The 22,249-nt window shown below is 60.0% G+C and carries 16 protein-coding genes; 6 read left to right on the top strand and 10 right to left on the bottom strand.

Annotation, left to right across the window (positions count from 1 at the left end):
* The first annotated feature begins 162 nt into the window (after nt 1-162).
* From FHX06_RS23575 to trxA, 6 genes are all read left to right on the top strand, one after another.
* A complete protein-coding gene (locus tag FHX06_RS23575; protein WP_113209822.1) occupies nt 163-2,748 on the top strand; it encodes a sensor histidine kinase in 2,586 nt (861 codons plus the stop codon).
* Entirely contained in the window at nt 2,745-4,256 is a 1,512-nt protein-coding gene (gene tsaE / locus FHX06_RS23580) for a tRNA (adenosine(37)-N6)-threonylcarbamoyltransferase complex ATPase subunit type 1 TsaE (protein WP_183881092.1), read from the top strand. Before FHX06_RS23575 ends, tsaE begins: the two co-directional genes overlap by 4 nt.
* A 12-nt stretch (nt 4,257-4,268) precedes the next feature.
* Nucleotides 4,269-5,000 carry a nucleotidyltransferase family protein gene (locus tag FHX06_RS23585; protein WP_183881094.1) on the top strand — a complete coding sequence of 244 codons (732 nt, stop codon included), beginning with the start codon at nt 4,269-4,271 and terminating at the stop codon, nt 4,998-5,000.
* Nucleotides 5,001-5,003: 3 nt separating this feature from the next.
* The gene (gene addB, locus FHX06_RS23590) at nt 5,004-8,183 is read left to right on the top strand and encodes a double-strand break repair protein AddB (RefSeq protein WP_183881096.1); all 3,180 of its coding nucleotides are present in this window, start codon (nt 5,004-5,006) and stop codon (nt 8,181-8,183) included.
* Nucleotides 8,176-11,721, top strand: a complete 3,546-nt coding sequence (addA, locus tag FHX06_RS23595; protein ID WP_113204239.1) for a double-strand break repair helicase AddA — start codon at nt 8,176-8,178, stop codon at nt 11,719-11,721. Before addB ends, addA begins: the two co-directional genes overlap by 8 nt.
* Nucleotides 11,722-11,796: 75 nt before the next feature.
* The gene (gene trxA, locus FHX06_RS23600) at nt 11,797-12,117 is read left to right on the top strand and encodes a thioredoxin (RefSeq protein ID WP_007813761.1); all 321 of its coding nucleotides are present in this window, start codon (nt 11,797-11,799) and stop codon (nt 12,115-12,117) included.
* Nucleotides 12,118-12,164: 47 nt separating this feature from the next.
* Here the strand turns inward: trxA and FHX06_RS23605 are convergent, their stop codons facing one another.
* The 10 genes from FHX06_RS23605 to FHX06_RS23650 all read right to left on the bottom strand — a co-directional run bounded on the left by FHX06_RS23605 (nt 12,165) and on the right by FHX06_RS23650 (nt 22,095).
* The gene (locus tag FHX06_RS23605) at nt 12,165-13,517 is read right to left on the bottom strand and encodes a bifunctional folylpolyglutamate synthase/dihydrofolate synthase (RefSeq protein WP_113204240.1); all 1,353 of its coding nucleotides are present in this window, start codon (nt 13,515-13,517) and stop codon (nt 12,165-12,167) included.
* 29 nt (nt 13,518-13,546) lie between these two features.
* The gene (accD, locus tag FHX06_RS23610) at nt 13,547-14,449 is read right to left on the bottom strand and encodes an acetyl-CoA carboxylase, carboxyltransferase subunit beta (RefSeq protein ID WP_112544983.1); all 903 of its coding nucleotides are present in this window, start codon (nt 14,447-14,449) and stop codon (nt 13,547-13,549) included.
* A gap of 39 nt (nt 14,450-14,488) precedes the next feature.
* Nucleotides 14,489-15,328 carry a tryptophan synthase subunit alpha gene (gene trpA, locus FHX06_RS23615; RefSeq protein WP_113013471.1) on the bottom strand — a complete coding sequence of 280 codons (840 nt, stop codon included), beginning with the start codon at nt 15,326-15,328 and terminating at the stop codon, nt 14,489-14,491.
* A 5-nt stretch (nt 15,329-15,333) separates the two neighbouring features.
* Nucleotides 15,334-16,554, bottom strand: a complete 1,221-nt coding sequence (trpB, locus tag FHX06_RS23620; protein ID WP_183881098.1) for a tryptophan synthase subunit beta — start codon at nt 16,552-16,554, stop codon at nt 15,334-15,336.
* A complete protein-coding gene (locus tag FHX06_RS23625; RefSeq protein WP_183881100.1) occupies nt 16,551-17,225 on the bottom strand; it encodes a phosphoribosylanthranilate isomerase in 675 nt (224 codons plus the stop codon). Before FHX06_RS23625 ends, trpB begins: the two co-directional genes overlap by 4 nt.
* Before the next feature lie 72 nt (nt 17,226-17,297).
* Nucleotides 17,298-18,056 carry a M48 family metallopeptidase gene (locus FHX06_RS23630; RefSeq protein ID WP_183881102.1) on the bottom strand — a complete coding sequence of 253 codons (759 nt, stop codon included), beginning with the start codon at nt 18,054-18,056 and terminating at the stop codon, nt 17,298-17,300.
* A gap of 89 nt (nt 18,057-18,145) precedes the next feature.
* Complete coding sequence (locus FHX06_RS23635) at nt 18,146-18,580, bottom strand: DUF2852 domain-containing protein (protein WP_112544978.1); 435 nt, start codon at nt 18,578-18,580, stop codon at nt 18,146-18,148.
* Between the two features lie 144 nt (nt 18,581-18,724).
* The gene (locus FHX06_RS23640; protein ID WP_183881292.1) at nt 18,725-19,999 is read right to left on the bottom strand and encodes a polyhydroxyalkanoate depolymerase; all 1,275 of its coding nucleotides are present in this window, start codon (nt 19,997-19,999) and stop codon (nt 18,725-18,727) included.
* A gap of 207 nt (nt 20,000-20,206) precedes the next feature.
* Complete coding sequence (locus FHX06_RS23645; protein WP_112544976.1) at nt 20,207-21,049, bottom strand: fumarylacetoacetate hydrolase family protein; 843 nt, start codon at nt 21,047-21,049, stop codon at nt 20,207-20,209.
* Nucleotides 21,050-21,141: 92 nt separating this feature from the next.
* Entirely contained in the window at nt 21,142-22,095 is a 954-nt protein-coding gene (locus tag FHX06_RS23650) for a glutathione S-transferase family protein (RefSeq protein ID WP_183881104.1), read from the bottom strand.
* Between the last annotated feature and the right edge of the window lie 154 nt (nt 22,096-22,249).

Below are 22,249 nucleotides of genomic sequence, written 5' to 3' on the forward strand. Positions count from 1 at the left end.
TGACAAATGCCGGGGCTTATTTTTTGGGCGCGCTCTTTCCGACGATTCCCTAACGAAGTATTGTTTTAAGACTTGATTCGTGGCTTCGGAGCTCTCCGTTTTCCACGAAAATGGGATGTCTTGTCGTGATGCGGCACATTAAAGGACGGAGACATACCGCCGATGTCGGAAATGAAACACAGCCTGCACAGCCAGGCGGAAGGTCGCGCATATGCTGCTGACCGTCCGCTTCAGGCAGGCCAAAAATATGGGTTTGCCACGGTCAGTGTGACCGCAAGGCGAAAGTATTGGTCCTTGGCACGTATTGCAAAGCTGTGCGCTGCAAGCACTGCAGTCATCATACCGGCTTGGCCGGCTCTGGCGCAGGCGCAGCCGGGTATCGGCGCCTCGGCACATCTTTTCACGTCTTCGCAGGTTGTCGGACTTTCTGTCGTCATTGGTGTCATTTCGGCTGCATTGCTTTCCACGCTGTGGCTGGTGCGACAACGCGGCAATCTCGAAAATGAAAGCCGGGAGATTCGCTCGGCGCTTTCGGATGCACAGCAGCGTATCTCCCAATATCAGGCACTGATCGCCGACAAGAACCGGCGCATCGTGATCTGGGACGGTGTCGCGCGGCCGGAGCTCCTCGGTCAGCTTCCGCCGGAGACCGGCGCGCCGCAGGATAATGAATTCCTTGCCTTCGGCCTCTGGCTGAAGGCGCGATCGGCTGCCGAGCTGGAGCGGTCGGTCGGTCGTCTTCGTGAACAGGCCGAGAGTTTCGACATTGTGATCGAGACGATCAGGGACGAGGTGATCGAAGCTCAAGGCCGGGTTTCCGGCGGCCGCGCCTTCGTGCGCTTCGTGGCGCTCAACAATCTGCGCGCCGAGCTGGCAGAGCTGAAGATCGAGCGCGACCGGCTGATGACGTCGATCTCCGCCTTCCAGACCATGCTCGATGCCATCGATATGCCCGCCTGGCAGCGTGATACCGGCGGCCGCCTGACCTGGGTGAACCATGCATATGGCGATGCCGTCGAGGCACAATCGCCCCAGCAGGCTGTCAATGAAGGCCGCGAAATCCTGACGACTGTCGCCCGTGAGCGTATCCGCGCCACGGCAACGCCGGAATCGCCTTTCCACGATACGATTTCGACAGTCGTTCGCGGCAATCGCACGTTCTTCGACGTAGTCGACGTAAAGGTCCCCAGCGGCTCCGCCGGCATTGCCGTCGATGTTTCCGATGTCGAAGCGGTTCGCGCCGAACTGGAACGGACGCTCAAAAGCCATGCGGAAACGCTCGATCATCTGGCGACACCGGTCGCCATTTTCGACGGCGACCGCCGGCTGCAATTCTACAACCAGGCCTTCGTCGCGCTCTGGGAGCTCGACATCGCGTTCCTCGAGAGCAAGCCCGACAATAGCGAGCTTCTGGAACGCCTTCGCGCAGCCAAGAAACTGCCGGACCAGCTGAACTGGAAATCGTGGAAGGAAACGGCGCTTTCCGTTTATCGTTCGCTCGATACGCAATCCGACCTCTGGCACCTGCCGAACGGCCAGACGCTGCGCGTCTTTGCGACCGCGCATCCGCAGGGCGGCGCGACATGGGTATTCGAGAACCTGACCGAGCAGGTCGATCTCGAAACGCGCTACAATACGCTGGTAAAGGTACAGGGCGAGACGATCGACCACCTTTCGGAAGGTGTCGCGGTCTTCGGGCCAGACGGCCGTATACGCCTCTCCAACCCGGCCTTCCGGGCGCTCTGGGGCATCACGGAGACTGAAGCCAAGCCCGGCACCCATATCCGCGGCATCGGCGAGGCTTGTGCCCCGTCCTATGACCAGCCCGATGGCTGGAAGACCTTTGCAGAGCTGATCACCAGCTTCGACGACGAGCGCCGCTCCAGCCAGGGAACGCTCGAACTTCTGTCCGGTCTCGTGCTCGACTTCGCAGTGATCCCGCTGCCGAACGCACAGACCATGCTGACCTTCGTCAATATGACGGACAGCGTTCGCGCCGAGCGCGCGTTGACGGAAAAGAACGAGGCGCTGCGTAAGGCGGACGAGCTGAAGAACGACTTCGTGCAGCACGTCTCCTATGAGCTGCGCTCGCCGCTGACGAACATCATCGGCTTCACTGATCTGCTCCGCACGCCGGGCGTCGGCCCGCTGAACGAGCGGCAGGCCGAATACATCGACCATATCGCCACCTCATCCTCGGTGCTGCTGACGCTCGTCAACGACATCCTCGATCTTGCGACCGTCGATGCCGGGATCATGCGGCTGAACTATGCTGAAATCGATCTCGCCGATCTTCTCGACGACGTCTCCATGCAGATCGCCGACCGGCTGCAGGAAAGCGGCGTCTCGCTGGAGATCACCGCTCCAGCCTATCTGGGGTCGATCGTTGCCGATCCGCAGCGGCTGAAGCAGATCCTGCTGAAACTTCTGGCCAATGCCGCCAATTTCTCGCCGGAGGGCGCATCGATCGCACTCGAATGCCGTCGCGAGGGTACTGATTTCGTCTTCTCCGTCCGGGATCGCGGCCCCGGCATTTCGCCTGATATGATCGCGACCGTCTTCGACCGTTTCGCAACCGGCGCGAAGAGCGGAAAGCGCGGTGGTGCCGGGCTTGGCCTTTCGATCGTCGACAGCTTTGTCAGCCTGCACAATGGCGAGGTCAGCATCGACAGCGAACCCGGCAAGGGAACGACGGTGACCTGCCGCATCCCTTCCATCAACCTACCGCATTCCGTCGCCGCCGAATGACGCAAGGCGACATCATCTCGCTTTTTCTGGAAGACGATGCGGCAACCCTTCGTCTTGGCAATGATCTGGCGCTGGCGCTGAAAGCCGGCGATTGCCTGGCACTATCCGGCGATCTGGGCGCCGGAAAATCCTCGCTGGCGCGAGCTTTTCTACGCGCCATGGCCGATGATGGCGGGCTTGAAGTTCCGAGCCCGACTTTCACGCTGGTGCAATCTTACGATCTGCGCATTCCCGTTTCGCATTTCGATCTTTATCGGCTTGGCGATGCCTCGGAACTGACAGAGCTCGGTTTCGACGAGGCGCTTGAGCACGGCATCTGCATCGTCGAATGGCCCGAAATGGCAGAAGGCGAGCTGCCGGCATCGCGCATCTCGTTGCGGCTGGAGCATGAAGGTGCCGGCCGTCGTGCGACAATCACGGCACCGGAGAAGGCTCTGGCCCGAATCCATCGGGTGCTGGCGATCCGCCGCTTCCTCATTGACGCCGGCTACGGCGATGCGGAACGGCGGTTCCTGACCGGCGATGCTTCACTTCGCGCCTATGAATATTTCCGCCTCAGCGACGGCTCGCGGAAAATCCTCATGGATTGGCGGCCCCCTCCGGAAGGCCCCCCGATCTATGAGGGCAAGCCCTATCCCAAGGTCGCGCATCTTGCGCAGGACGCCTATCCTTTCGTGGCGATCGCCGAGACGTTGCGCAAGCGCGGTTTCGCAACGCCGGAAATCGAAAAGGTCGACTACGAGCAAGGCATTCTGCTGATCGAGGATTTGGGCAAGGACGGTGTCCTCGATGACGAAGGCCGGCCGATCGTCGAGCGCTACCGCGAAAGCGTCGCCTGCCTTGCCCATCTCCACTCGATGAAAATCCCGCAGGATATCCCGGTTTCGGCTACGCACACGCATCACATTCCTAATTTCGACCGCGTCGCCATGAAGATGGAGGTGCGGCTTGTGCTCGACTGGCACATGGCCTGGAGGCGCGGCACGGGACCGACGGATACCGAGCGGGACGAGTATCTGGCAATCTGGGACAATCTGATCGACGAGCTGAAATCGGCCGAAAAAAGCCTGCTGCTGCGCGACTTCCATTCGCCCAATATCATCTGGCGCGAGCATGAGAGCGGCATCCGCAAGATCGGCATCATCGACTTCCAGGATGCGATGATCGGGCCGACGGCCTACGATCTCGCCTCCATCGTTCAAGATGCCCGCGTCACGATCGAACCGGATCTCTGCCGACAGTTGATGGACGACTATCTTTCATTGCGGCGCGTACAGGGCGGTTTCGACGAAGCCGGATTCATGAAGGCATGGGCCATCATGTCGGCGCAGCGCAACTGCAAGCTCGCCGGCCTCTGGGTGCGGCTATTGCAGCGCGATGGTAAGCCCGGCTATCTGCAGCATATGCCGCGTACGCTTTCCTATCTCAAGGCGGCGCTGGAACACGAGGCACTTGCCCCCTTGCGCGAATGGTGCACAAGGGCTGGAATACTGCCAGTCGAATCATAAATCCGGACAAGCATGACCGTCAGACAAGCCATGGTACTGGCCGCGGGCCTCGGAACCCGGATGCGCCCGATTACCGACACGATTCCGAAGCCTCTGGTGAAGATCGGCGGAAAGCCGATGATCGACTATACGCTGGATTCGCTTGTCGAGGCCGGGGTCGAACAGGCTGCGATCAATGTCCATCATTTTGCCGATCAGATGGAAGCGCACCTCCAAAGCTATCGCGGGCTGGATATTCTCGTTTCCGATGAACGCGATGCGCTGATGAACTCCGGTGGAGGCTTGGCAAAGGGCCTGAAACTGCTGGATCGAGAGCCGGTATTCGTCATGAACGCCGACCTTTTCTGGATCGGCGAACCTGCAGACCGACCGAGCAATCTGCGGCGTTTAGCCGGATTCTTCGATGCCGAACATATGGACATGGCGCTGCTCTGCGTGCGCATTGAAGACACGACCGGCCATAACGGCAAGAACGATTTCAGCCTGGCTTCCGACGGCAGACTGACACGATATCGCGACGATCCCTCAAATCCGGTCGTCTATGCCGGCGCTATCGTCATGAGCCCCGCGCTGCTTGACGATGCGCCCCAAGATGCTTTCAACCTGAATATCTATTTCGACAAGGCGATCGCTCGCGGCCGGCTTTTCGGCATGATGATGGAAGGCCATTGGCTGACGGTCGGCACGCCTGATGCAATTGACGATGCGGAGGAGACGATCCGGCGGTTCCGGACGTTTGCGTGAGGCATGACGGAAAGGCACCGGCCACGCATTCTGACAATTCCTTCTGGTCTTCCCTTTCTGAAGACGCTGGCAAGTTCGCTCTGTGATGGACGCCTGACACCGCTCTTCCGGCATGATCCGTCCGATCCGTTGTCGCTTGCCAAGGTGACTATATACCTGCCGACCCGGCGCGCCGTGCGCGTGCTGCGCTCGGAATTCGTCGATCTGCTTGGCGGCCGTTCGGCGATCCTGCCGGTCATCCGGCCGCTCGGCGAAACGGACGACGACAGCGGTTACTTCGACGAGGCGCTGCCGGCGACGATCGATCTTGCGCAGCCGCTCTCCAATACCGCGCGCTTGCTGGAACTGGCGCGACTGATCCTTGCCTGGCGCAACAAGCTGCCGGAAATCGTCCGGCATATCCATTCGGAATCGCCTCTTGTCGCGCCGGCAAGCCCGGCAGACGCCATCTGGCTTGCCCGCAATCTGGCAGAGCTGATCGATTCGATCGAGACCGAGGATCTGGCATGGTCGGAGCTCGGCAGGCTCGATACAGGCGACTATGCGGCCTGGTGGCAATTGACGGCGGAATTTCTGCAGATTGCCAGCGCCTTCTGGCCCGAACGCCTGATCGAGCTCGGCCGCTCTTCGCCGGCCCGTCACCGCAACGCTATCCTGCGCGCCGAGGCCGGCCGTCTCTCGACGATGAAACCCGCCGGTCCGATCATCATTGCCGGCTCGACAGGTTCACTTCCCGCCACGGCCGATCTCATCGGCGCCGTAGCACACCTTCCGGAAGGCGTGATCGTATTGCCCGGCCTCGACCTTTCCATGCCGGAGGAACACTGGCATCTGGTCGCCCCTGATCTCCTGCGGGGTCAACGCGCCAATCCGGCAAGCCGTACACATCCGCAGTATGGTCTTTCGGTTCTTTTGAAGCGACTGAAGCTCACCCGCGAGGATGTCCAACCGATCGAGGAGGCGGATGCCGATCTGCGCTCTCGTGCGGAAGTACTCTCGCGCGCATTGACGCCATCGGACGCGACGAGCGGCTGGGGTGATTGGAAGAAGAACCTGCCGGAAGGAACCGTTGCGGCGGCATTCGCGGACGTATCGATGATCGAAGCCGCCAACGAACGCGAGGAGGCGACGGCCATTGCTGTCGCTCTGCGGCTTGCGCTGGAACGACCGGGCAGAGACGGCGAAAGTCGGGCTGCGCTTATTACGCCTGATCGCAATCTCGCGCGTCGGGTCATGGCGGATCTTTCCCGCTTCGGCATTCTCGCAGACGATTCAGCCGGCACGCCGCTGTCGGCGACACCGCAGGGCACATTGCTGCAGTTGCTCCTGGAAGCGACACTGCGACCAGGCGATCCGGTCGCCATCGTTTCGTTGCTCAAACATCCGCTTGCCCATTTCGGGCTGGAGCGCGGCGTTCTGGTTGCGGCCGCGCAAGCGCTGGAATTGCTGGCGCTGCGCGGCGGCGTGGCGGAAGTGGGTATCGGATCGCTCGAAGCACTGCTTGACCACCAGCTTTCCGAACAGGCGCTCGACAGGCACGCGCCTATCTGGCGCAAATCGCTCCCATCCGGGGCGGCAGACATGGCCCGCACACTGGCACGGCAAGTGGAACGTGCCGTGGAGACGCTGGCGTCGGCACCTGGGCGGGACGGCGGCGGCCTGATGGCGGGCCTTACGCTGTCGCAATGGGCGGAGCGGACCGGTCGCGCGTTGGAGCGTGTCGCAGCCGATGAGCGCGGCAACCTGGCAAACCTCTGGTCCGGCGAGGCAGGCGATGCCCTGGCAAGCCTGCTTGGCGAAGTCATCGATACCGACGGCCAGATGGAAGCGGATGGGCCGCAATGGATCGATATCATGCAGGCACTTTCCGCCGGCCATGCCGTCAAGCCCGGCGCCCTCAGCCACCCTCGCCTCTTTATCTTCGGTACGCTGGAAGCGCGCCTGCAGAATGTCGATACGCTGATCCTCGGCAGCCTCAATGAAGGATCATGGCCGGGGCAGACCGCCAACAATCCTTTCGTCTCCCGCATGATGAAGACGGAGATCGGACTGGAGCCGCCGGAACGGCGCATCGGCCAACTGGCGCATGACTTCGAGATGGCGAACGGCACCCGCCACCTCATCTATTCGCGCGCCCTGCGTCAGGGTTCGACGCCGACGGTCGCCTCCCGCTGGCTGCAGCGGCTTCTGGCGCTCGGCGGAGAGGATTTCGAAGAGAAATTGCGCGAACGCGGAGCGCGCTTCGTTCATTGGGCAAACCAGATCGACCTCGGCGATAATCAGGCGCCGGCGCAGCGGCCTTCTCCGAGACCGCCGCGGGACCTGCAGCCCAAATCCTACTCCTTCAGCGAGGTTGGTCGGCTGCGCCGCGACCCCTATGCGATCTATGCGCGGCGCGTCCTGCGGCTTGATCCTGTCGACCCTTTCAATCGCGATCCGGGCGCGGCGGAGCGTGGCACGCTCTATCACAAGATCATCGATCGCTTCGTTCGCGAAGGCCACATTGCAGGAACACCGGATGCGGCAGCGGCGATGGAGATCATCCTGACCGATCTCTTCGACATGGAGAGCCTGCCGCCGCACATCGATGCCGTCTGGCGGCCGCGCTTCCGGGAAGTGGCACGGGCCTTCCTCAGCTGGGAAGCCGGACGGCAACCCGCCGTGCAGAAGAGGCTGACGGAAGTGAGGGGTGGGGTCGAACTCGAGCGTATCGACATCCGGCTTACCGGCGTTGCCGACCGCATTGATATCAAGGGGCCCAATAGCGCCGATATCATCGACTACAAGACCGGCTACAACCCCTCTCCGACACAGGCCCGGGCCCTGCTGGATCCGCAGCTTGCGCTTGAGGCAGCCGCACTTCAAGCCGGCGCCTTCCGCGATGCCGGAAGCCTTGTCCCGAATGACCTTCTCTATGTCCGCCTCCGGCCGGGCACGCGCTTTCTGGTCGACAAGGTCAACAATGAGGAAGCCAACAGCGACAAGGCAAAATCTGCGATGCAGCTCGCCGAAGAATCGATCGACCAGCTGGTGAAATTCGTGGGCCTGCTGCAGTCGGGTGAAAAAGGCTTCACGTCGCGGCTGATCCCTGCCCAGCAATTCGATTTTGGCGGCGACTACGACCATCTCGCCCGCGTTGCGGAATGGGCAACCGCCGATCCTGAAGGTGGTGGCGATGATTGATCCGACCGCGCTTCCCGAGGGTGATGATCCCGGCACATGGATCAGCTGGACGACGATCCAGCAGGCGATTGCCTCCGATCCCGCCCGTTCGGCATGGGTGTCGGCGAATGCCGGCTCCGGCAAGACCCATGTTCTGACGCAGCGGGTGATCCGGCTGCTGCTGGCGGGTGCGCGGCCTTCCGCGATTCTCTGCCTTACCTATACCAAGGCCGCCGCCTCCGAAATGTCGAACCGCGTTTTCGAGCGGCTGGCGGAATGGGCGATTTTTCCGGATGAGGAACTGGCCAGACGCATCGCGCAGATTGAAGGTCGTGAGCCGGATTCCCTGAAGCTTGCCGAAGCGAGACGGCTGTTTGCCAAGGCACTCGAAACACCGGGCGGGCTCAAGATCCAGACGATCCACGCCTTCTGCGAGGCGCTGCTGCACCAGTTCCCGCTGGAAGCAAACGTCGCAGGGCATTTCTCCGTTCTCGATGACCGGGCGGCTGCGACGCTGCTTGCCGATGCACGACGCTCGCTTCTGACGGCAACGGCGCCAGAGAAGGATCGAGAACTCGCCGATGCCTTCGCCTATGTGCTCAATCTCGGCGATGAATCCGGACTTGAAAATCTGCTCGGCGAGATCGTTGCCAACCGAAATGCCATCCGCCGCTTCATGCTCGCGGCCGAGTCGCATGGCAGTGTTGATCGCTTGCTTCGCAAGAAGCTCGGCCTCTCGCCTGACGATACGGAAGAAGGGCTGGCCGGCCGATATTGGCCGCTGCCGGGGCTCTCGGGTGCGACGCTGGAACTTTACCTGTCGCTTGCCGCGACAAAGGGGGGAGCGAAAGCGCATGATGTTGCCGAAAGCCTCCGTCGCGCCGGCCGCGAACAGGATGTGGCGGCGCGTTCGCAGATTCTGGAGAAGGTTTTCCTGACGTCAAAGGGTGAACCAAAAACGGACGGGCAATTCTTCGTCAAGGCAATGCTTGCCGAAGCGCCGCAACTTGCCGATGCCATTGCGTCGGCTCGCGCCCATGTCGTCAATTGCCGCGATCGGCTGAAAATGATGCGGATGTATGCCGCCACCCATGCTGCTCTCGTGCTTGCCGATCGCCTGAACCGGGACTACGAGGAATTGAAGAGGCAGCGTAGCCATCTCGACTTCGAAGACCTGATCACTCGCACCGCTGACCTGCTTACGAAGAGCGGCGTCGGCCCGTGGATCCATTACAAGCTCGATCAGGGCATCGATCACATCCTCGTCGACGAGGCGCAGGATACGAGCCCCATTCAATGGAGCGTCATCCAGTCGCTGGCAGAAGATTTCTTCTCCGGCGAAAGTTCACGACCCGTCGTCCGCACGCTCTTTGCGGTCGGCGACGAGAAGCAGTCGATCTATTCGTTCCAGGGTGCCCGACCCGAACGGTTTGCCGAGGAGAAGGAGCGGACGCAGCGGCGGGTACAGAACAGTGGTCTTGATTTTTCGACCGTTCGCCTGCCGCTTTCCTTCCGCTCCACCTCCGATGTGCTGCTTGCCGTCGACCATATTTTCACACCGCCCGAAAATGCGCGCGGTCTGGGCCTCGAGCCCGTCGTACATCGCTCCAGCCGAATAGGCCATCCCGGCGCCGTCGACCTCTGGGACATGGTCGTGCCCGATGTCGTCGTGAAGGACGAGGATTGGACCGCTCCCTTCGACGCCACCCCCGAAAGCGCGCCGGCAGCGATCCTGGCGCGGCGCATCGCCCATACGATCGGCACGCTCGTCGGCCGCGAAACCATCGTCGAGAAGGGCAAGGAACGCTTCATAGAAGCCGGCGATATCCTCGTTCTCGTTCGCAAGCGTGATGCTTTCGTCAATGCGCTGACGCGCGAACTCAAACGACGCGGCGATATACCGGTCGCCGGCGCGGATCGACTGGTATTGACCAGCCATATCGCCATACAGGATCTGATGGCGCTCGGCCGTTTTCTGCTTTTGCCGGAAGATGATCTCTCGCTCGCTGCAGTCCTGAAAAGTCCGCTTTTCAATCTCTCGGAAGAGGATATTTTCGCCGTTGCGGCACTGCGCGGCGATAATGAAAGCGTGTGGCATCATCTTCGCAAATATGCCGCCGACGGCCATGAGCGGCTTGGCGCCGCGGCTGCGAGGCTGGAGCTCTTCCTTGCTCAATCCCGAAGCCTTTCAGTCCATGACTTCTATGCGCGCGTTCTCGGCAGTCACGGCGGCCGGCGGCAGTTCCTGGCGCGCCTCGGCACTGAAGTCAGCGATATCATCGACGAATTCCTGACCTTTGCGCTCGACCACGAAACATCCGGTCTCCCCGGCCTGCAATCCTTTATCTCGACGCTGGAACTAGAAGCGCCGGAAGTGAAGCGCGAGCAGGACAAGGGCCGCAACGAGGTGCGCATCATGACGGTGCATGCCTCCAAGGGCCTTGAAGCACCGATCGTTTTCCTCGTGGACGGCGGCTCCAAGGCATTTACGCACACGCATCTGCCGAAGCTTCGGCTGATCGATACCGGGCCGGATGAGCCGCCAATACCGGTCTGGATTCCGGTCAGCGATCTCGGCAATTCGGTGACTTCGAACGATGCGGCGCGTATTCAGCTTCTTGCCGAAGAGGAATACCGGCGCCTGCTCTATGTGGCGATGACGCGTGCCGCCGATCGGTTGATCGTCTGCGGTTATCGCGGTGTCCGACTGAACAACGACACATGGCATATGATGATTTCCAGTGCGCTCAGCGAGGAACATCCGCATGTGCAGAAGACAACCTTCTCAGCCCCGGATGGAGAGTGGGATGGCATGCGCTGGCGTGTGCCACAGGTCGAGCGCAGCTTTGAGCGGATGGATCAAGCTCCCAAGCAGGTGACCATTGAAACGGTCCCACCGAACCTTTTCCGCCCTCTGCCCCCACAGAAGCAATTGCCACGGCCGCTCAGCCCTTCCGGTGCCGGAACCATTATCGACGAGGAGGCGGATGACCTGCTGGTGACCTCGCCGCTCTTCAGTGATCCTGAAAGCAACGATCGTTCCCTTGAAAAAGGCCGCCTCATTCACCGGATGCTGCAGGCCCTACCCGATATTCCAGCGGAGGAGCGGGCTGAGGCGGCAAAACGTTATGCAGAGCGTGCAGCGCGATTCTGGCCGGCGGCCGAACGGCAAGTCCTGATCGATTCGGTTCTGAAACTTTTACAAGATCAACGGCTTCATGCCGTTTTCGCCGTTCACGCGCAGGCGGAAATCTCGATCATGGGAACGCTGACGCTCGAGGGCCGGGAGTATGCGGTCTCCGGCCGTATCGACCGTCTTGCCGTCCTGTCCGACAGCGTCGTCATTCTGGATTACAAGACAAACCGCGTGCCGCCAGCGAGCGAAGAGACGATTCCATTCTCCCACAAGGCACAGCTTGCCATCTACCGTGAAATCCTCAAACCGCTCTACCCGGCCATGCGGATCGATTGCATGCTGATCTACACCGAAAATGCGACCATCCATACGCTGAGTGAACAGGCTTTGGCTTCTGCACTTGCGGGACTCAACACAAAGTGAAATATCGGACATTGAAATTCCGGCACCGCACCCTCACATCTTGTTCAACAGCAAATTCCGGTAAAGGAGCAGCCTATGGCTACCGTTAAGGTCGATATCAACAATTTCCAGTCGGAAGTTCTGGAATCCGCAGAACCCGTCGTCGTCGATTTCTGGGCTGAATGGTGCGGTCCGTGCAAAATGATTGCTCCGAGCCTCGAGGAAATCGCCACGGAACTCGCTGGCAAGGTCAAGGTTGCCAAGCTCAACATCGATGAAAACCCGGAACTGGCCGCTCAGTTCGGTGTTCGCTCGATCCCGACGCTTGCAATCTTCAAGGGCGGCGAAGTTGCCGACATCTCCATCGGCGCAAAGCCGAAGACGGCGCTTTCCAACTGGATTTCCAGCGCAGCCTGACGATATCGACAGTTCGACACGAAAAGCCCGGCATTTGCCGGGCTTTTTCATTTGGGGGGTGTACCGTTTTCCGCCAGTACGTCGCCGACGAGATAAAGTGAGCCGCCAATAAGGATACGCGGTGGAGGTGCCTCAGGGTCGATGGTCGAAGCGATGGCATCCAGGGCATCGATGACCGATGACATTGGTTCGGCCACGAGGCCGGCGTCATACGCGGCATGGGCCAGGATCACCGGATCTATCATCGCTTCGCTGCCGCGGATCGGTACGCAATAGATCTTCTCTGCCAGGTCGGCGAAGGCCTTGAAATAGCCGACTGGATCCTTGGTATTGATCATGCCCGATATCAGGAATAGCGGGCGGGACTGGCGCTCTTCGAAATTCGCCATGGCTTCGGCGATCACTTCACCTGCACCCGGGTTGTGGCCGCCGTCGACCCAGATTTCCGACCGTGCCGGTGCATGGCTCAAAAGCCTGCCTTCCGTCAATTTCTGAAGACGGCCGGGCCACTCCACCGTTTCCATCGCCTTTTCCATCATCGGCTCAGTGACGGTAAAGCCCGCGGCTTTGACGGCGCGGATGGCGGCAGCGGCATTGGCATATTGATGGCGACCGGGAAGGCGCGGCAAAGGCAGATCCGCCAGGCCGAACTCATCCTGATAGATCAGCCGGCGATATTCCTCATGGGCTATGAAATCCTGACCGAAGATGGCACTCGGGCAGTTCAGCCGCTCGGCGGTCGACATCAGCACGTCGAGCGCCGCGTCATATTCCTGATGGCCGATGACGACGGGATGCCCGCGCTTCATGATGCCGGCCTTTTCCGCAGCGATCAGTTCCACCCGGTCGCCGAGATAGGGCTGATGATCCAGCGAAATCGGCATGATGACTGAAACGGCAGGGTCTTCGATCACGTTCGTCGCGTCAAAACGACCGCCGAGGCCTACCTCGATAATGGCGGCATCGGCCGGATGTTCGGAGAAAAGAATGAAAGTGACTGCAGTCAGGATTTCAAAGACGGTGATCTTCTCACCATCATTGGCTTTCGCCACGCGTCTCAGAGCATCGGCGAAGACAGCATCATCGACCAACTGTCCACGCCCACCTGGAACACCAAGACGGTAGCGTTCATGCCAGTTTACGAGGTGTGGAGAGGTGTGGACATGGACGCTGTGGCCTGCCGCTTCCAGGAGCGCACGGCAGAAAGCCGATGTCGAGCCCTTGCCGTTGGTGCCGGCAATATGGATGACGGGGGGAAGATTGCGTTCGGGATTGCCGAGCGCTTCCAGAAGGCGTCGGATGCGGTCCAATGACAAATCGTAGCCCTTGGGATGCAATCCCATGAGCTTCTCGATCTCCCGCGCCGCCTCACTCACCGCGATCTGGCCTCTGTCTGTCATCGGCCCGCCCTATTCTGTGAGAATGCTGCTCAGGCGCTCGCCGCCAGAGCAATCACACCATTGGCATCATTTGCTGCTGTCGCCGGCTTCTTCGTCAGGATCTTCAACAGGCGCGCCAGCGTCTCCGGGATATCGTGACGTTTGACGACCATGTCGACCACGCCGTGCTCCAGAAGATATTCCGATGTCTGGAAGCCTTCGGGAAGCTTTTCACGCAGCGTCTGCTCGATGACGCGCTTGCCGGCAAAACCGATTTCCGCACCTGGCTCGGCCAGATGAATATCGCCGAGCATCGCATAGGACGCCGTCACGCCGCCGGTGGTCGGATTGGTCAGAACCACGATATAGGGCTGGCCGGCTTCCTTCAGCAAATCGACGGCGACCGTCGTGCGCGGAAGCTGCATCAGCGACAGGATGCCTTCCTGCATGCGCGCGCCGCCCGAAGCCGGGAACATCACGAGCGGGCACTTTTCCGCAATCGCGCGTTCGAAGGCTTTGACAATCGCTTCGCCAGCAGCCATGCCGAGCGACCCGCCAATGAAGTTGAATTCATGGACGACGGCGACGAGCTTCAGGCCCTGGACGCTGCCGAGACCAGCAACGATCGTGTCTTCCTGCTCGGTCTTGAGTCGGCTGTCACGCAGACGATCGCTGTATTTCTTGGAATCGCGGAACTTCAGCGGATCCTGGGCGACCTTCGGCTGCGGCAAAGCTTCGTATTCGCCGTTGTCGAACAGGTCGGCAAGGCGCGCCTTTGCCGGCATCTTCATGTGGTAGCCGGAAGCGGGGATGACCCACTTGTTGCTTTCCAGGTCCTTGTGAAAGACCATCTCACCCGTTTCCGGGCACTTGATCCAGAGGTTCTCCGGCACTTCGCGACGGCCCAGCATGGAATTGATCCGCGGGCGAACGTAGTTAGTGATCCAGTTCAACTCGAATACTCCTGATTGACTGGTGCCAATGTGGGGAAACTATTCGGCAGCAACAAGGCGCGCCGAACGCGTTCCTGTGGAAAGACCCCGAACCAGCGTCGCAACGGCCTGAACCGTATCCGCTGTCGCCTTCCCGTCAGCCGTCAGGCTGTTGGCCACCTGATTGACGATTGCGGTACCAACGACGACGCCGTCCGCCGAAGCACCGATGATCTTTGCGTGTTCAGCCGTTTTGACGCCGAAACCGACGCAAACGGGGAGATCGGTATGGTCCTTGATGCGCTCGACTGCGCCCGAAATCAGCGACGGATCCGGCAAGGCCGAACCGGTGATGCCGTTCATCGAGACATAGTAGACGAAGCCCGAGGTGTTCTTCAAAACGGTGGGCAGGCGCTTTTCATCCGTCGTCGGTGTAGCCAGACGGATGAAATTGATGCCCTTCTTCAGAGCTGGGATGCAGAGCTCGTCATCCATTTCCGGCGGCAGGTCGACGATGATCAGGCCGTCGATGCCGGATGCCAGCGCATCATCGAGAAACTTCTCGACGCCGTAAATGTAGATCGGGTTGTAGTAACCCATCATGACGATCGGTGTCGTATCATTGGTCTTGCGGAAGTCGGCAGCGAGCTGCAGCGTCTTCTTCAGCGTCTGGCCACCCTTGAGGGCACGCTGGCCGGCGAGCTGGATCGCGGGACCATCGGCCATCGGATCGGAAAAGGGCATGCCGAGCTCGATAACGTCGGAGCCGGCTTCCGGCAGCGCCTTCATGATGCCGAGCGAGGTCTCGTAGTCCGGATCGCCGCCCATGAAATAGGTTACGAGCGCCGGGCGGCCTTCCGCCTTCAGGTCGGCGAAGCGTTTGTCCATACGTGCGGTCATGTTACTTACTGCCCCATTCCCAGGATCTTGCCGACGGTGAAGATATCCTTGTCGCCGCGGCCGGAGAGGTTCATCAGGATGATCTCGTCCTTGCCCATCTTGGGCGCGCGCTTGATGACTTCGGCAAGCGCATGCGAAGGCTCAAGCGCCGGAATGATGCCCTCAAGGCGCGTCAGCGTCTGAAAGGCTTCAAGCGCTTCATGGTCCATGATCGGCACATATTCGGCGCGGCCGATATCGTTCAGCCATGAATGTTCCGGGCCAATACCAGGGTAGTCAAGGCCAGCCGAGATCGAATGACCTTCCTTGATCTGCCCGTCATTGTCCTGGAGCAGATAGGTACGGTTGCCGTGCAGTACGCCCGGCGAGCCGGCCGTGATCGAGGCACAGTGCTCGTCGCCCTGCAGGCCCTTGCCGCCGGCTTCGACGCCGACAATCTTGACGTCCTGATCATCGAGGAAAGGATGAAAGATGCCGATCGCATTCGAGCCGCCGCCGACGGCAGCAATGACGAGATCCGGCAGACGGCCTTCGGCCTCAAGGATCTGCTGCTTGGCTTCCGTGCCGATGACGGCCTGGAAATCGCGGACCATTTCCGGATAGGGATGCGGGCCGGCGGCCGTACCGATCAGGTAATAGGTGTCATCGACGTTGGTGACCCAGTCACGCAGCGCCTCGTTCATCGCATCCTTCAGCGTGCCGCTACCCGCAGTGACGGGCTTTACCTCGGCACCCAGCAGCTTCATGCGGAAAACGTTCGGTGCCTGACGCTCGACGTCGGTGGCGCCCATATAGACGACACAGGGAAAGCCGAAGCGTGCGGCGACGGTGGCGGAAGCCACGCCATGCTGGCCGGCACCGGTTTCGGCGATGATGCGGGTCTTGCCCATGCGCTTGGCAAGCAGGATCTGGCCGATGCAATTGTTGATCTTGTGCGAGCCGGTATGATTCAGCTCTTCGCGCTTGAAATAGATCTTGGCGCCGCCGAGATGCTGGGTCAGGCGTTCGGCGTAATAAAGCGGGCTCGGACGGCCTATATAATGGGTGCCGAGATGCTTCAATTCCGCCTGGAATTCCGGATCTTCCTTCGCCTTGTTCCATTCTTCCTGCAGATCCAGGATCAGGGGCATCAGCGTTTCGGCCACGAAGCGGCCCCCGTAAATGCCGAAGCGGCCGTCTTCGTCCGGACCGGCGCGGAAGGAATTCGGTTTAGGCGTCTCGTTCAATTTACACTCCCTGTGGTCGTTTCAGGCATACATGCCTGATCAACCGCATCGAAAAACTCATCGATCATCTCCAGGCTCTTCACGCCCGGCGCACTCTCGACACCGGAGGCGGTATCGACACCCGGCGCCTTCGTCATTGCAAGAGCCTGGCCGACATTGGCCTTGTTGAGCCCGCCTGACAGCATGTAGTCGACATTGCCGTCAAGCCAGGTGAGCAGGCCCCAATCAAAGGAAACGCCGTTGCCGCCTGGCAGTTCAGATCCTTTCGGCGGCTTAGCGTCGAAGAGGAAGCGGTCAGCTATGCCAATATAGGCTTCGACCTTCTTCAGGTCGTCGGTGGTGCGGACCGACAATGCCTTGATGACAGGGATGCCGTACATCGCCTTGATGGTCAGCACGCGCTCGGGGCTCTCGCTGCCGTGGAGCTGGAGTATGTCAGGGCGCAGAAGTGCAACGATTTCATCAAGATCATCATTGCTCGGATCGACCAAGACGGCAACGACCTTAGCCTTGCCGCGCGCAGGTTCCGCCAGCTTGCCGGCAATGTCCGGCTCGACGTAACGCGGGCTTTTCTGGAAAAAGTTGAAGCCGATATGCGTCGCTCCGCGCTTCAATGCGCGCTCGACAGTTTCAGGCGTCTTCAAACCGCAGATCTTGATATCCGGTCTCATGGCAGCGAAGTGACACGAAACGAGCGAAGAGTCGAGCCAATTTGCAATGCCGGCCGTATTTAACGGGAGCGCTTATTCGAACTCTATCGCGTGCAGTTGGCTGCCATGACGCTTCAGCCAGGATTTCGCCTCTTCCATGTGCGGGCAAAGCTTCTTGCAGAGCGCCCAGAAGTGTGGGCCGTGGTTCATTTCCTTCAAATGCGCAACCTCATGGGCGGCGAGGTAATCGATCACCGAAGGTGGTGCCATGACGATGCGCCAGGAGAAGCTCAGATTTCCTTCCGAGGAGCAAGAGCCCCAGCGGCTGCGGGTATCCTTCATGGAAATCGAGCGGATCGGTGCCTTGATGGAGCCAGCATGCAGGCGCGACAGTCTCTCGAGATCGCTGCGCGCCTCCTTCTTGAGGAAGGTCGCGATGCGTCGGCCGATATGTTCCGGCATGCCGCTGACGCGAAGCACCGGTTTGCCGTCCAGCACGATAGCCTCAGTCAACCCACGCAGGCTGCCGGTGTGCTCGATGCGATGTCTGACACCGCGAAAGAGAATTTCGCCGCCGTCGCGCAGGCCCGTATCTGTCGAGAATTTCGCAAGCTTGGTCAGCAGCCAACCCTGATGCCGATCAAGGAAGGCGTTGACTTCGCGGGCGGCAAGCCCTTTCGGAACCGTCATCTTCAGTGCACGGCCGCCTGGCTCGATGCGAAGGGTGATCCGGGTCGCCCGATCATGCTGCTTGATCGTCAAGGGCATGAGGCGGCCGGCGACATCCAGCGTCCGCTTTTCGGGCGGGGACGGTTTTTTCGTTGCACGGCGGATCTTCGGGAGCGGAAACATAGGAGTTTTCTATACGATTCGGCAGAAATCCGGGCAAAGAAAAACCGGCATCGGAAGCGATGCCGGCCGTAGATTTTCTGTGATCTGCCTTACGGCGTCTGGTATTCGGCGACCGGACCATTGTCGTCGCGTCGACCGTTCTTGCGATCGCGCATGAAGCGGTCGAACTCTTCCTGATCCTTGGCGCGGCGAAGCTCGCGCAGGTAGGAATCGAATTCCTCACGCATTTCATCTAGCTTGCGGCGCTCCTCCTCGATGCGATCGAGTTCGGCCTTGCGCCAATCGTCAAAGGCGACGTTGCCCGTCGAGAAATGCGGGCGGTGACGGCCATGCGAACGGCGGCAGCCTGCAAAGAAGCCATCCGTTGCCTGGTTGACGTCACGCTTGAAGCCACGCAGCCGCTCGCCGAAGATGATATAGGCAAGCATGGCCAGCCCCAGAGGCCAGAAAACCATGAAGCCGAGGATCATCAAGGCAACGGTAGCCGGAGTCCAATCCGGGCGAAGCAATGCTGACTGGTTCATCGTGCGGTATCCTCGCGTTCAGCACCCGACAGAATGCCGAGTGCTGAAAAAACAGATGGTTACCGCTGAACCGGCCTTCAAGACGATATCAGGTTAAATCGAGCAAAGCCTTGAATCGATGGCATTAAATCAGCGTTTTCTAACTCACGCCGATTTGCCGCCCTTGATGACGCGCTGGACCGGCGGCTTCTTGGCGCGCGAGTGCTGCCGCGTGAAGCTGACGATGCGCGGCGCGATCTCGCGGCGGAAGCGGGAACCGTTGAAAACGCCATAGTGGCCGACATCCGGCTGCAAGTAATGCATGCGCATGTGCTCGGGGATGTTTACGCAGATGGTCTGGGCTGCATGTGTCTGGCCGACACCGGAGATATCGTCGTTTTCGCCCTCTACGGTCAGCAGAGCGACGTTACGGATTGCCGAGGGATCGACCCGCTTGCCGCGATGCATCAGCTCGCCCTTCGGCAGCGCGTGCTTCATGAAGACCTGATCGACCGTCTGGAGGTAGAATTCCGCGGTCAGATCCATGACGGCCAAATATTCATCGTAGAAATCGCGATGCTTTTCCGGCTCGCCGTCGTTCTTCACGAGATGCATGAAGAATTCCTTGTGGGCGATCAGGTGGCGATCGAGGTTCATCGACATAAAGCCGGAAAGCTGCAGGAAACCCGGATAGACGGGGCGCATGAAGCCCGGCTGCGGCCAGGGCACGTTCATGACGACATTGTCGGCAAACCATTCGAGCGGGCGCTCCTTGGCAAGCTTGTTGACGGCCGTCGGATTGATACGGGTATCGATCGGGCCACCCATCAGCGTCATCGATGACGGAGCGAGCGGATCCTTGGCCTCTTCCATGATCGCAGCAGCTGCGAGGACCGGCACCGAGGGCTGACAGACGGCGATAACATGTGTGTCATGGCCAAGGAAATGCAGCATCTCGATGACGTAATCGATGTAATCGGAAAGATCGAAAGTACCTTCCGTCATAGGCACCATTCGGGCATCGACCCAGTCGGTAATATAGATATCAGCACTCGGCAAAAGCGCTTCGACGGTGCCGCGCAGCAGCGTCGCGTAGTGGCCGGACATGGGTGCTACGATGAGGATGCGCGGGTCGCCGCTATGGCCGGCCGGCACATCGCGAGAGAAATGCAGGAGACTGCAGAAGGAGCGCGTCCAGACCACTTCCTCGCGAACCGCAACCTTCTTGCCGTCGATGACGGTCTCATTGAGCCCGAATTCGGGCTTGCCGTAACGGCGCGTCGTGCGCTCGAACATTTCAAGGCTAGCCGAAATGGTGCGACCGAGCGGTGTCTGCGAGAGGGGGTTCAGCGGATTGGCATAGGCAAAACGCATCATATCGGCTGCAGCGCGGAAGGGAGCCAACGCTGCATGGTTTAATTCATAAAGCTGGTAGAACATGGAGGGCGCCACCTTTCTCTATCCGGCAAAGACGGCGCCGATTGAAGGGCGCCGGACTCTTTCCGTTAACGCTGGCACATCAACGTAGGCTAACAGGTTTTTGTTGCACAGCAACATAACATTACAGTTCGAAAGAAAAATGCCGGGAAATTGATCCCCGGCAATATCTTGGTGCACAAAGTTTAAGCTTTTCAGCCGGAAAAACAGTTAACGATCCGCTACGAAGAGCTGCTTCTGCGTGCCGAGGCCGTCGATACCGAGTTCGACAACGTCGCCGTCCTTCAGGAAACGCGGCGGCTTCATGCCCATGCCGACACCCGGAGGCGTGCCGGTCGAGATAACATCGCCCGGCTGCAGAGACATGAACTGGCTGAGATAGGACACGACGAAAGCGACACCATAGACCATGGTCTTGGTGGAGCCGTCCTGCATCGTCTGCCCGTTGACCTTGAGCCACATGCCGAGGTCCTGCGGGTTCCCGACCTCATCCTTGGTGACGAGCCAAGGGCCGATCGGCCCAAACGTGTCGCAGGACTTGCCCTTGGTCCACTGGCCGGAACGCTCGGTCTGGAAGGCGCGCTCGGAGACGTCGTTGGAGACGCAATAGCCGGCGACATAATCCAGGGCCTCGGCTTCGCTCACATACTTGGCGGTCTTGCCGATAACGACACCAAGCTCGACTTCCCAGTCGGTCTTTTCGGAACCGCGCGGGATCTGGACATTGTCGTTCGGGCCGACGATCGCCGACGTTGCCTTCATGAAGATGACGGGTTCGGGCGGCACAGTCGCGCCGGTCTCAGCCGCATGGTCTGAGTAATTCAGGCCGATGCAGATGAATTTGCCGGTGCCGGCAACGCAGGCGCCGATACGACCGGGCGACAGTTCCGGCAGGCTCTTCGGATCAAGGGCAGCTATCTTTGCAAGACCTGCCGGCGTGATCGCCTCGCCGCCGATATCGGCGACATGGGCAGAAAGATCGCGGATCTTGCCATCGGCATCAAGCAGGGCCGGCTTTTCGCGGCCCGCTTCTCCAACGCGCATCAGCTTCATGAATATCCTCCTCATGGAAAGCGGGGTGCGCCACCTATGAACGAATTATTCATCGGTGTCATTATGACTTTCCGCGGAAGCGGTACGCCTATCTAGAAAATTTCGGCGAGCTCCGGACCCATCGGGACGATCCGCGTGGGATTGAGGCTCTCGATCGAATAATAGCCGCGCTTGATGTGATCGAAATTCACGGTCTCGGCAATGCCGGGCCAATCCAGCATCCGCCGGCAGAAAACCCGAAGATTGGCGTAATCCGACAAACGCCGCAGGTTGCACTTGAAGAGACCGTGGTAGGCGACGTCAAAACGCACCAGCGTGACGAGCAGGCGTATGTCGGCCTCCGTCGGATGCTCGGCAAAGAGAAAGTTGCGTCCTTCGAACTGAGGTTCAATCCAGTCGAGGCAAGCGAAAACCTCAGCAAAAGCCTCTTCATAGGCGACCTGGGTCGTTGCAAAGCCGGTACGATAAACACCGTTGTTCAGGGACGGATAGATGCGCTCGTTGAAGGCATCGATTTCGTTACGCAGAGCGGCCGGATAGAGATCGATGTCACCACGGGCAAGATCACCAAAACCGCTGTTCAGCATGCGCAGAATATCGGAGGATTCGTTATTGACGATGGTGCCGCGCTTCTTGTCCCAGAGAACCGGCACAGTCGCGCGCCCGGTGAAGCCGGAATCCGCTTTCGTGTAGATCTCATGCATGTAGGCGGCGCCGTTCAGGTCATCGGCGGTAGCACCGGGATAATCGCCGAAACGCCAACCCTGCTTGCTGAGTGTCGGCTCGACGATTGAAACCGAGATGACGTCCTCCAGGCCCCTAAGTTTGAGGCCGATCAGCGTGCGCGAAGCCCAGGGGCAGATATAAGCGACATAGAGATGATAGCGGCCAGCTTCAGCGACAAAACCACCTTCACCCGTCGGGCCAGCGCTGCCGTCAGGCGTTACCCAGTTACGGAAGCTCGATATCTGGCGGACGAAACCACCCTTCTCATCTTTGGCCTGGACCGGCTGCCAGTCCTCGGTCCATTTCCCATTCACGAGCATCCCTTATCTCCTGATCGATCGGATTGATGCTGCTTTACCGGCAGATCTTCGCGCGCGTAAGATCAATTTCTGGAAACAGATTGTGCACTGGCCGCGATCAAACTTTGCTTGCCAAGCAAGCGGCTACGGAAATATCACTTGAGCGATATCCGCA

It is taken from the genome of Rhizobium sp. BK512, from assembly GCF_014194915.1.
Lineage (GTDB): Bacteria > Pseudomonadota > Alphaproteobacteria > Rhizobiales > Rhizobiaceae > Rhizobium.

Coding starts and splice junctions, on each gene's coding strand:
- FHX06_RS23640 (WP_183881292.1), bottom strand. CDS start 19,999: ATGTTCTACCAGCTTTATGAATTAAACCATGCAGCGTTGGCTCCCTTC.
- tsaE (WP_183881092.1), top strand. CDS start 2,745: ATGACGCAAGGCGACATCATCTCGCTTTTTCTGGAAGACGATGCGGCA.
- FHX06_RS23645 (WP_112544976.1), bottom strand. CDS start 21,049: ATGAAGCTGATGCGCGTTGGAGAAGCGGGCCGCGAAAAGCCGGCCCTG.
- FHX06_RS23575 (WP_113209822.1), top strand. CDS start 163: ATGTCGGAAATGAAACACAGCCTGCACAGCCAGGCGGAAGGTCGCGCA.
- FHX06_RS23630 (WP_183881102.1), bottom strand. CDS start 18,056: ATGTTTCCGCTCCCGAAGATCCGCCGTGCAACGAAAAAACCGTCCCCG.
- FHX06_RS23650 (WP_183881104.1), bottom strand. CDS start 22,095: ATGCTCGTGAATGGGAAATGGACCGAGGACTGGCAGCCGGTCCAGGCC.
- FHX06_RS23605 (WP_113204240.1), bottom strand. CDS start 13,517: ATGACAGACAGAGGCCAGATCGCGGTGAGTGAGGCGGCGCGGGAGATC.
- addA (WP_113204239.1), top strand. CDS start 8,176: ATGATTGATCCGACCGCGCTTCCCGAGGGTGATGATCCCGGCACATGG.
- FHX06_RS23625 (WP_183881100.1), bottom strand. CDS start 17,225: ATGAGACCGGATATCAAGATCTGCGGTTTGAAGACGCCTGAAACTGTC.
- FHX06_RS23635 (WP_112544978.1), bottom strand. CDS start 18,580: ATGAACCAGTCAGCATTGCTTCGCCCGGATTGGACTCCGGCTACCGTT.
- trxA (WP_007813761.1), top strand. CDS start 11,797: ATGGCTACCGTTAAGGTCGATATCAACAATTTCCAGTCGGAAGTTCTG.
- trpA (WP_113013471.1), bottom strand. CDS start 15,328: ATGACCGCACGTATGGACAAACGCTTCGCCGACCTGAAGGCGGAAGGC.
- FHX06_RS23585 (WP_183881094.1), top strand. CDS start 4,269: ATGACCGTCAGACAAGCCATGGTACTGGCCGCGGGCCTCGGAACCCGG.
- addB (WP_183881096.1), top strand. CDS start 5,004: ATGACGGAAAGGCACCGGCCACGCATTCTGACAATTCCTTCTGGTCTT.